Origin of the sequence: Streptomyces botrytidirepellens (genome assembly GCF_003721215.1) — a bacterium.
Classification (GTDB): Bacteria; Actinomycetota; Actinomycetes; order Streptomycetales; family Streptomycetaceae; genus Streptomyces; species Streptomyces himastatinicus.
In genome coordinates this window covers 1-8652 of sequence record NZ_RIBZ01000308.1, presented here as the reverse complement: position 1 = coordinate 8652, position 8652 = coordinate 1, and the positions used below count along the sequence as shown (strand labels likewise).

At 72.7% G+C, this 8652-nt stretch carries 11 protein-coding genes and 1 pseudogene; 7 read left to right on the top strand and 5 right to left on the bottom strand.

Translation table 11 applies throughout. The features are described 5' to 3' along the window. The first annotated feature begins 12 nt into the window (after positions 1 to 12). The 3 genes and pseudogenes from EEJ42_RS25990 to EEJ42_RS25975 all read left to right on the top strand — a co-directional run bounded on the left by EEJ42_RS25990 (position 13) and on the right by EEJ42_RS25975 (position 1101). Positions 13 to 216, top strand: a complete 204-nt coding sequence (locus EEJ42_RS25990) for an MbtH family protein (protein ID WP_123103458.1) — start codon at positions 13 to 15, stop codon at positions 214 to 216. 107 nt (positions 217 to 323) lie between these two features. Next, a pseudogene (locus tag EEJ42_RS25980) lies at positions 324 to 784 on the top strand (CoA-binding protein). Between the two features lie 41 nt (positions 785 to 825). Continuing rightward, on the top strand, positions 826 to 1101 hold the full coding sequence (locus EEJ42_RS25975; RefSeq protein WP_123103454.1) for a GNAT family N-acetyltransferase: 276 nt from the start codon (positions 826 to 828) through the stop codon (positions 1099 to 1101). 14 nt (positions 1102 to 1115) lie between these two features. Here EEJ42_RS25975 and EEJ42_RS25970 read toward each other — a convergent pair whose 3' ends face one another. Both EEJ42_RS25970 and EEJ42_RS25965 read right to left on the bottom strand, forming a co-directional pair. After that, positions 1116 to 1670: a YbaK/EbsC family protein gene (locus tag EEJ42_RS25970; RefSeq protein ID WP_123103452.1), complete on the bottom strand. Its 555-nt coding sequence runs from the start codon at positions 1668 to 1670 to the stop codon at positions 1116 to 1118. Positions 1671 to 1714: 44 nt separating this feature from the next. Then, positions 1715 to 2287 carry a helix-turn-helix domain-containing protein gene (locus EEJ42_RS25965; RefSeq protein ID WP_123103466.1) on the bottom strand — a complete coding sequence of 191 codons (573 nt, stop codon included), beginning with the start codon at positions 2285 to 2287 and terminating at the stop codon, positions 1715 to 1717. Positions 2288 to 2401: 114 nt separating this feature from the next. Between EEJ42_RS25965 and EEJ42_RS25960 the strand changes: the two genes are divergently transcribed. Both EEJ42_RS25960 and EEJ42_RS25955 read left to right on the top strand, forming a co-directional pair. Beyond that, a complete protein-coding gene (locus EEJ42_RS25960) occupies positions 2402 to 3268 on the top strand; it encodes an EamA family transporter (protein ID WP_123103450.1) in 867 nt (288 codons plus the stop codon). Positions 3269 to 3309: 41 nt separating this feature from the next. Beyond that, positions 3310 to 3855, top strand: coding sequence for a gamma carbonic anhydrase family protein (locus tag EEJ42_RS25955; RefSeq protein WP_123103448.1), 546 nt, complete (start codon positions 3310 to 3312; stop codon positions 3853 to 3855). A 33-nt stretch (positions 3856 to 3888) separates the two neighbouring features. On the opposite strand, the gene EEJ42_RS25950 is transcribed toward EEJ42_RS25955, so the two are convergent. Then, on the bottom strand, positions 3889 to 4578 hold the full coding sequence (locus tag EEJ42_RS25950; RefSeq protein ID WP_123103446.1) for a DedA family protein: 690 nt from the start codon (positions 4576 to 4578) through the stop codon (positions 3889 to 3891). 181 nt (positions 4579 to 4759) lie between these two features. Beyond that, complete coding sequence (locus tag EEJ42_RS25945) at positions 4760 to 5212, bottom strand: DUF4442 domain-containing protein (RefSeq protein ID WP_123103444.1); 453 nt, start codon at positions 5210 to 5212, stop codon at positions 4760 to 4762. Between the two features lie 84 nt (positions 5213 to 5296). Between EEJ42_RS25945 and EEJ42_RS25940 the strand changes: the two genes are divergently transcribed. Both EEJ42_RS25940 and EEJ42_RS25935 read left to right on the top strand, forming a co-directional pair. Next, positions 5297 to 6364 carry a DUF8017 domain-containing protein gene (locus EEJ42_RS25940; protein WP_123103442.1) on the top strand — a complete coding sequence of 356 codons (1068 nt, stop codon included), beginning with the start codon at positions 5297 to 5299 and terminating at the stop codon, positions 6362 to 6364. A 59-nt stretch (positions 6365 to 6423) separates the two neighbouring features. Continuing rightward, entirely contained in the window at positions 6424 to 7716 is a 1293-nt protein-coding gene (locus tag EEJ42_RS25935) for an MFS transporter (RefSeq protein ID WP_123103440.1), read from the top strand. A 31-nt stretch (positions 7717 to 7747) separates the two neighbouring features. Here the strand turns inward: EEJ42_RS25935 and EEJ42_RS25930 are convergent, their stop codons facing one another. After that, entirely contained in the window at positions 7748 to 8596 is an 849-nt protein-coding gene (locus EEJ42_RS25930; protein WP_123103438.1) for a spermidine synthase, read from the bottom strand. Between the last annotated feature and the right edge of the window lie 56 nt (positions 8597 to 8652).

Sequence of the window (8652 nt, the reverse complement as noted above, 5' to 3'; positions counted from 1 at the left end):
AGAGAACAGCTCATGGACGACAACGCCCGCTTCCAGGTGCTCCGCAACGACGAGGACCAGTACTCCCTGTGGCCCGCCGACCTCGACGTCCCCGACGGCTGGCAGACCGTCGGCAAGGAGGGCACCAAGGACGAGTGCTCCGCCTACGTCGACGAGGTGTGGACCGACATGAGGCCCCGCAGCCTGCGCGAGCGCATGGCCGACTCGGCTTCCTGAAGCACCACCCGGCACCCGCCGGGGAATCTCCGGGGCGCGGTGTCCGTTTCCGCCTGAGGAGGCCGGACGCCCGAGGAGGCCGGACACCGCACCCGCAGGAGGAATCCATGTACGGCGACGCAGCGACGATCCGCACCATCCTGGAGGACCTGGGAGACACCTGGGCGGTCGTCGGCCTGTCGTCCAACCAGGCCCGCGCGGCGTACGGCGTGGCCGGGGTGCTCCAGCGCCACGGCAAGCGCGTCGTGCCCGTGCACCCGAAGGCCGAGACGGTACTCNCCACGGCAAGCGCGTCGTGCCCGTGCACCCGAAGGCCGAGACGGTACTCGGCGAGCCGGGGTACGCCACGCTCGCCGAGATCCCGTTCCCGGTCGACGTGGTCGATGTGTTCGTCAACTCCGAGCTGGCCGGGCCGATCGCCGACCAGGCGGTGGAGATCGGCGCCAAGGCGGTGTGGTTCCAGCTCGGCGTCGTCGATCCAGCGGCGTACGAGCGGACCCGGGCGGCGGGGCTGGAGATGGTGATGGACCGCTGCCCCGCCATCGAGATCCCGCGGCTGGGCCGGTAAAGGGCTTGGGGGCGGCGCGGCCCGGCGGCTGGCTTCGCCCCATGATCCCGATACGCGCCGCCCGCCCCGCCGCCGAGCTGGTCCGGCTGCGCCGGCTGATGTTCCTCGCGATGCACGGCGAGGACGACCCGAAGCGCCCTCGGGGCCGCGGTTACGCTCGCGCCACGACGGAGGCGCTGCTCGACTGGTTCGCCGGGCAGGGCGTCACCCGCGTCGATCTGCATGCCACGGAGGGCGCCGAGGAGCTGTACCGGAGCCTGGGCTTCGCCGAGCACTCCATCGCGCTGTCGCTGGACCTGTCCCGGCGCCGCGGCTGACCGCTGCTCGACCGCTACGCGCCGAGCCCCTCCAGCACGACCGCGCCCGGCAGCCCGGCGAGCACCTTGCCCGGCACGATGAGCTTGCCCCGGCGGCTGCCGCTGCCGATGAGCGCGTACGGGATGTCGGCGACGGCGGCGTCCAGCAGGAGCGGCCAGTCGGCGGGCAGCCCGATCGGGGTGATGCCGCCGAACTCCATGGCGCTCTCGCCGGTCGCCGTACTCGTAGGCGCGAACGACGCCTTGCGGGCGCCCAGATGGCGGCGTACGACACCGTTGACGTCCGCGCGGGTGTGGGCGAGGACCAGGCACGCGGCGAGCGTGACCTCACCGCCCCGCTTCCCGGCCACCACCACGCAGTTGGCCGACTGTTCCAGCAGCCAGGAGCCGTAGTTCTCCACCAGCACGGCGGTGTCGGCCTTGTCCGGGTCGGTGTCCACGTACAGCACCTGCTCCACCGGGTCGGTGCCGCGCCAGTCGCGCAGTGCGGCGGCCACCGGGGCGGTCAGCAGGTCCAGGCACTCCACGGCGGGACGGACCTCGTCGAAGGCATCCATCGGGGTAGGCATGCGGCTCAAGCTAGCAGGTCGGAGGGGGTGCGCAGGCCCGCGTTTCAGCGGGCGGGCGGCACCGACACCGCCATGGTCATCTCCACCGGTACGTCCCCGTCGTTGCGGTACGTGTGCGGGGTGTTGGCCTCGAACGCGGCCGAGGTGCCCGTCGGCACGGTGTGCGTCCGGTCCCCGACGACCAGGGTCAGTTCGCCCGCGGTCACCCGCAGCAGCTCGAAGGTGCCGGGCGGGTGCGGATCGGAGCTGCTGCCGTCGCCGGGCATCAGCCGCCAGTCCCACATCTCCAGCGGCCCGTTCGCCTCGGTGCCCACCAGCAGCGCGGTGTAGCTGCCCGCCTCGGTGGACCACATCCGCACGGCCTGATCGGCGGGGACGAAGGTCACCTGGGGTCCCTGCTCGTAGTCGAGCAGCGTCGTGATGCTCACGCCGAGGGCGTCGGCGAGCTTCACGGTGGTGCCGACGCTGGGGTTCGTACGGGCCTGCTCGATCTGGATGATCATGCCCCGGCTGACCCCGGCACGGGCGGCGAGGGCGTCGAGGGTGTAGCCGCGATCGTTGCGCCAGCGCTTGAGGTTGCGGGCGAGCGACTGCGTGAGCTGATCGAGGTCCGTCACGGGCATCCCGTCCATCATCAGGGCCGTCCACTATTGTGAATGGCATAGTCGAACAAAGTGAACTACGGTGGGGTGTACTCCAGCGTCCATCACACTGTACGGCGAGGTCTCTCCATGTCCGCACTCTTCGCTCTTGCCACCAGCCTCATGTGGGGGCTGGCCGACTTCGGCGGAGGGCTGCTCACCCGGCGCACCCCCGCGCTCACGGTGGTCGTCGTCTCGCAGGTCATCGCGGTGACCGTACTCGGCGCCATCGTGGTGGCCACCGGCGGCTGGTCCGAGGCCGGGCCGCAGCTGTGGTTCGCCGCGGCGGCGGGCGTCGTGGGCCCCGCCGCCATGCTCTGCTTCTACCGGGCGCTCGCGCTCGGCCCGATGGGCGTCGTCTCCCCGCTCGGCGCCCTGGGCGGCGTCATGGTGCCGCTCGGGGTCGCGATCGTGCTCGGCGAGCGGCCCGGGCTGCTTCAGCTGGCCGGGGTCGTGGTGGCGGTGGCCGGGGTGGTCCTGGCCGGCGGGCCGCAGACCGGCGGAGCCCCCGTCCAGCGGCAGACCCTGCTGCTCACCCTGGTCGCCGCGCTGGGCTTCGGCTCGGTGATGGCGCTGATCGCCGAGGCGTCCACCACCCTGACCGGGCTCTTCCTCGCGCTGTTCGTGCAGCGGGTGTGCAACGTGGTGGTCGGCGGCACCGCGCTGCTGATCTCCGTACGGCGCGGCACCCGCGCACTGCCCGAGGGCGGCCTGCGCGTGGTCGCGGCGTCCCTGCCCGCGCTGGCCTTCGTGGGGCTGGCCGACGTCGCCGCCAACGGCACCTACAACCTGGCCGCCCACTCGGGACCGGTCACCATCGCCGCCGTCCTCGCCTCGCTGTACCCGGTGGTGACCGCGCTCGCCGCCCGCGGGCTGCTGGGCGAGCGGCTGCGCGCGGTGCAGGCGACCGGTGCCGGGCTCGCCCTGGTGGGCACCGTGCTGCTGACGACGGGCTAACGTGCCGGGAAACGAGAGTTCGCGGACCGAAGGAGACGGCAGTGGCGGAGCGGGCGCTGATCGCGGGAGTGGGCGGCAAGGAGCCGAAGGTCGATCCGGAGGCGTTCACCGCCCCGACCTCCGTGGTGATCGGCGATGTGTCGGTGGCCGCGGGAGCGAGCGTCTGGTACCACGCCGTGCTGCGCGGGGACGCCGAGTCGATCAGCGTGGGCGCGCACAGCAACATCCAGGACAACTGCACCGTCCACGCCGACCCCGGCTTCCCCGCCACCGTCGGCGAGCGGGTGACGGTGGGCCACAACGCGGTGCTGCACGGCTGCACCGTCGAGGACGACGTCCTGGTCGGCATGGGCGCCACGGTGCTGAACGGCGCGCACATCGGCGCGGGCTCGCTGATCGCCGCCCAGGCGCTGGTGCCGCAGGGGATGCGCGTGCCGCCGGGCTCACTGGTCGCGGGGGTCCCGGCGAAGGTCCGGCGCGAGCTGACCGAGGAGGAGCGGGAGCACGTGCGGCTCAACGCCGAGGGCTACGTGGAACTGGCCCGCCACCACCGCGCGGCGACGGAGGAGCGGGCCGGTCGGGAGTGACGGACCAGACGGACCAGGAGTGACGAAAAGGTGCTACTCGGCGGCCGGGACGGGCTCCGGCTCGGCCGCCTCGGCGCCGGTCCCGGCGGTGGCCGCCACCGGCTGCGCCGCCGCCTTCTGCTGCGCCTTCTTCGTACGCCACTTCATCAGCAGCATCGAGCCGAGGCCGAAGCACAGGGCGGCCACGAGCCCGAGGTAGGAGAAACGCTTGAGCCAGTCCTCGGCGACCTTGCCGACGGAGTAGATGACCGCGGTGGTGCCGCCCGCCCAGACGATGCCGCCGAGCACATTGGCGATGGCGAACTTCCAGTACGGCATGCGCAGCACGCCCGCGAGCGGGCCCGCGAAGATGCGCAGCAGCGCGATGAAGCGGCCCACGAAGACCGCCCACATGCCCCACTTCTGGAAGGACCGCTCGGCGCTCGCCACGTGCTCGGCGCTGAAGTGCTTGGGGAATTTACGGCCCAGCCAGGCGAGCAGGGGCTGACCGCCCTTGCGGCCAATCACATACCCGATGGAGTCGCCGATCACGGCACCCGCGATGGCGCAGCTGCCGAGGATGTAGGGGTTGATGTGGTCCTGCGAGGCCGCCAGCAGCGAGGCGGTGACCAGGATGATCTCTCCGGGGAGCGGGATGCCCAGGCTTTCGAGGCCGATGACCAGGCCGACGAGCAGATACACACTGATCGCGGGTACGGTTTCGAGCCATTCCTCGATGTGCAACGCCGGTTCCCTCCCGTATGCCGATCCATGGTCGGCGCACGCCCGATCGAGCGCACTCGGGAAGCGTACTCAATCGGCGCGTCCGCCACATTCCACGATGGGTGGTCCCGGCCACATCGGCTCGCCGGACGGCGCCGTACGAGGGGGAGGTACGCCCGTATGAGGGGACGGAGGCCGGCCCTCAGCCCTGCGGCCGCAGCGTCCAGGTGATGGACATCTCCCCGGTGACCGCTCCGTCCTCACGCGTGATCTCGATCCGTACGGGAAATTCCGGGCGCTCGCCCGCGTCGAGTCCGGCCACCACCTCGGCCACCGGCCGGCCGAGCCGGGCGGTCGCGGTGACCGGCCCCTTGGCGAGCTTCTTGTAGTCGATCCCGGCGCGCACGGCCAGCGGCACGGCGCGCTGGAGCTGGTCGCCGAAGGCGGCGAGCACGACCGCGCCGGACGCGGATTCGGCCAGGGTGAACATCGCCCCCGCGTGCGGTCCGCCGACGTGGTTGTGGAAGTCGGGCTGGTCGGGCAGGCGCACCACGGCACGTTCGGCCGACGCCTCGACGAACTCCAGGTTCAGGGTGCGGACCATGGGCACGGTGGCCGCGAGCATGTCGCCGATGGACGGCAGGGTCTCTGACATGACCTGGAAGTTACCACCCAGTAGAAAACTCGGGAAAGGGGCGGCCGTAGCCGCCGCCCGCGCCCCCATCTATCGTTATCGGCCATGTGGCCAGGACAGCAGCCGCCCGGGGGCGAGCAGAACCCGCAGGATCAGAATCCCTATCAGCAACCGGGGTATCAACAGCCCAATCCGTACCAGCAGCCGGGTTACCAGCAGCCGAATCCCTATCAGCAGCCACAGCCGGGCTACCCCGGCCAGCCGGGGCAACAGCCGGGTTACGGACCGCAGCAGCAGCCCGCACAAGGCTGGAACACGTCCTCCGGACCGGCCGGGGCGCCGCAGCCGCCACAGGACAAGAAGAAGCGCACGGCGACCATCGCCATCGTCGCCGCGGTGGCGGTCGTCGCGGCGGCCGTGATCACCGGCGCCGTCTTCCTGAACCAGGACGACGGCGGGGACGACCAGGCCAAGGACGGCAAGAAGCCCGCCGCCTCCTCGTCCGCCGCCTCCTCCGACCCGGGCGGGGCCCCCTCCGCCGGTGAGGAGGACAACCCGCGCGCCGGCGGCGACGCGGCCGAGGTGAAGCCGGTGATCCCGGGCTGGAAGACGGTCGTCAACCCCAAGCGGCACGACGCCTTCGACGTGCCCGCCAACTGGGCGGTGAAGAAGCCGGACCTGAGCATCGGCTTCGAGGACGACAAGGGCAACCCGCTCGTCATCATGTCCGCCCCGGCCAAGTACAAGGAAGAGGCCTGCACGGTCAAGGACGACGACGGCGAGGAGAACACCAGCGGCATCGCCGGAGTCGGCACCAAGGGCGCACAGGGCGCCAAGACCCAGGCCGAAGCCGCCGAGACCGAGGCCAAGAACTGGGTCTTCGCCGGCTTCGACCAGAAGGAGACCGGCACCCGCAAGGTCACCAAGGCCAAGCCGTTCAAGAGTGACCACGGGCTGAAGGGCCACACGGCCACGGCGACGGTCACCGGCGTCAAGAAGACCGACAAGTGCGTCACGGACGGCAAGGCGGTCACCGTCACCTACACCGACATCAACGGCGACTTCGCGACGTGGGTGCTCTACTCCGCCAAGGGCGTCAAGGACGAGGTCCCGGACGCCACCATCAAGAAGATCATGAGCACGCTGCGCCCGGTGAAGTCCGAGGGCTTCTGATCGACGCGGCCGGAAATGGGTTGGACGCCGGGGCCCGCCCCCGGGGATAGTTCCGCTGCGTGACCACTCCCCCGGCCCCGCGTCCCCGACCGCACCGCCCCGCCTGGGCGGGTCGCAACTACACCCTGCTGACCGCCGCCGCGGTGGTGGCGGGCCTCGGAAACTCCGGGGCCCTCATCGCGGCGGCGTTCGCGGTGCTGGACGCGGGCGGGGACGGCGGCGACGTCGGGCTCGTGGCCGCGGCCCGTACCCTGCCGCTCGTCGCCTTCCTGCTGATCGGCGGCGCGTTGGCGGACCGGCTGCCGCGGCACCGGGTGATGGTCGCGGCCAACGCCCTCAACTGCGCCTCGCAGGGCCTCTTCGCGGTGCTGGTGCTCTCCGGCGAGGCGCGGCTGTGGCAGATGGCCGGGCTCGCCGCGCTCGGCGGCATCGGCCAGGCGTTCTTCGGCCCCGCCGCCGAGGGCATGCTGTTCTCCAGCGTCACCTCCGAACAGTCCGCCCGCGCCTTCGCGTTGTTCCGGATGGGCCTCAACGGCTCGCGGATCGGCGGCGCCGCGCTCGGCGGCGCGCTGGTGGCGATCGTCGGCCCGGGCTGGGTGCTGGCCGTCGACGCCGCCGCCTTCGCCGTCGCCGGTGCGCTGCGCGCGCTGCTCGACGTCAGCCACATCGCGCCGCGCGAACCCGGCGGCGGCATGCTGCGCGATCTGCGCGAGGGCTGGCAGGAGTTCATCGGCCGGCCCTGGCTGTGGTCCATCGTGGTGCAGTTCTCGGTCGTCAACGCGGTGGTGGCCGCGGCCGAGGCGGTGTACGGGCCGCTGGTCGCCGAGGAACACCTGGGCGGCGCGCGGCCCTGGGGGTTCGCGCTCGCGGCGTTCGGCGCGGGCACCGTCGTCGGCGGGCTGACGATGATGCGCTGGAGACCGCGGCGGCTGCTGCTCGCGGGCACCTTGTGCGTGCTGCCGTTCGCCCTGCCGTCGGCCGCGCTCGCCGTCCCGCTGTCCGCGCCCGCGCTGTGCGTGGTGATGTTCGTCGCCGGGGCGTCGGTCGAGGTGTTCGGGGTGTCCTGGATGAGCGCGCTGCACCAGGAGATCCCCGAGAACAAGCTGTCCAGGGTGGCGGCGTACGACTGGCTGGGCTCCATCGCCATGGTTCCCGTCGCCACCGCCCTCGCGGGCCCGGCCGAGAGCGCCTTCGGGCGGACCACCGCGCTGTGGGGCTGCTCGGCGCTGATCCTGCTGCTGACCCTGGCGGTGCTGTGCGTACCGGACGTACGGCGGCTGCGGCGCCGCGAACCGAAGCCGGTCGCCGAGGGGGCGCCCGCCACCGAGCTGACGGCGGCGCAGGACCGCTGAGCCCGCCGTACGTGCTGCGCGTGCCGTACCGTCAGCCGACGCTGAACGCGCCGCCCGGCGGCTCCGGCGACGGCACCGCGTCCTCGTCCCGCACCGGCGCCGCGTCGCCGGTGAACCGCTCCAGCGCCGCCCCGTACTCCACCCGCGCCGGGAACGCGTCGGCCGCGGTACGCCGCGCCAGCGCCCCGACCGGCAGCTCGCTCTGCGAGGCCACCAGCACCGCGTTCCCGAACCGGCGGCCGCGCAGCACCGCGGGCTCCGCGATCAGGCACACCTCCACGAACACGCTGCGGAACGTGGCCAGTTGGGAGCGGAGGAAGGTGAACGGAGCGCTGTCGGCGAGGTTCGCCGCGTAAGCGCCCCCGGGGCGCAGCACCCGGGCCGCGGCGCGCGCGTACGCGACCGAGGTGAGGTGCGCGGGCACCCGCGACCCGCCGAACACATCGGCCACGATGACGTCGGCGGACGCGTCGGGCGCGGCCTCCAGCGCCGCGCGGGCGTCCGCCCGGCGCACCGTGATGCCCGCGCCGTCCGGCGGCAGCGGCAGCTGCTCGGCGACCAGCTCCAGCACCCCGCCGTCCGCCTCGATCACCTGCTGCCGGGAGCCGGGCCGGGTGGCGGCCAGGTAGCGGGGCAGGGTCAGCGCCCCGCCGCCCAGATGCAGGGCGTCGAGGGGCGCGCCGGGCTCGCCGGTCGCGTCGAGGACGTGGGCGAGCCTGCGCGCGTACTCGAACTCCAGGTGGCCGGGATCGTCCAGGTCGACGTACGACTGCGGCGCGCCGTCCACCGTGAGCAGCCAGGCGCGCGGCCGGTCCAGGTCGGGCATCAGCTTGGCGGTGCCGTGGTCCACGGTCCGGGTCACGGGTATCGGCTCGTTCACCGTCCCATTGTGCCGTCCCGGGCGGACCGCGGCTCCCGCTCGCCCTCCCCGGCGGG

Coding starts and splice junctions, on each gene's coding strand:
- EEJ42_RS25990 (WP_123103458.1), top strand. CDS start 13: ATGGACGACAACGCCCGCTTCCAGGTGCTCCGCAACGACGAGGACCAG.
- EEJ42_RS25975 (WP_123103454.1), top strand. CDS start 826: ATGATCCCGATACGCGCCGCCCGCCCCGCCGCCGAGCTGGTCCGGCTG.
- EEJ42_RS25970 (WP_123103452.1), bottom strand. CDS start 1,670: ATGCCTACCCCGATGGATGCCTTCGACGAGGTCCGTCCCGCCGTGGAG.
- EEJ42_RS25960 (WP_123103450.1), top strand. CDS start 2,402: ATGTCCGCACTCTTCGCTCTTGCCACCAGCCTCATGTGGGGGCTGGCC.
- EEJ42_RS25945 (WP_123103444.1), bottom strand. CDS start 5,212: ATGTCAGAGACCCTGCCGTCCATCGGCGACATGCTCGCGGCCACCGTG.
- EEJ42_RS25940 (WP_123103442.1), top strand. CDS start 5,297: ATGTGGCCAGGACAGCAGCCGCCCGGGGGCGAGCAGAACCCGCAGGAT.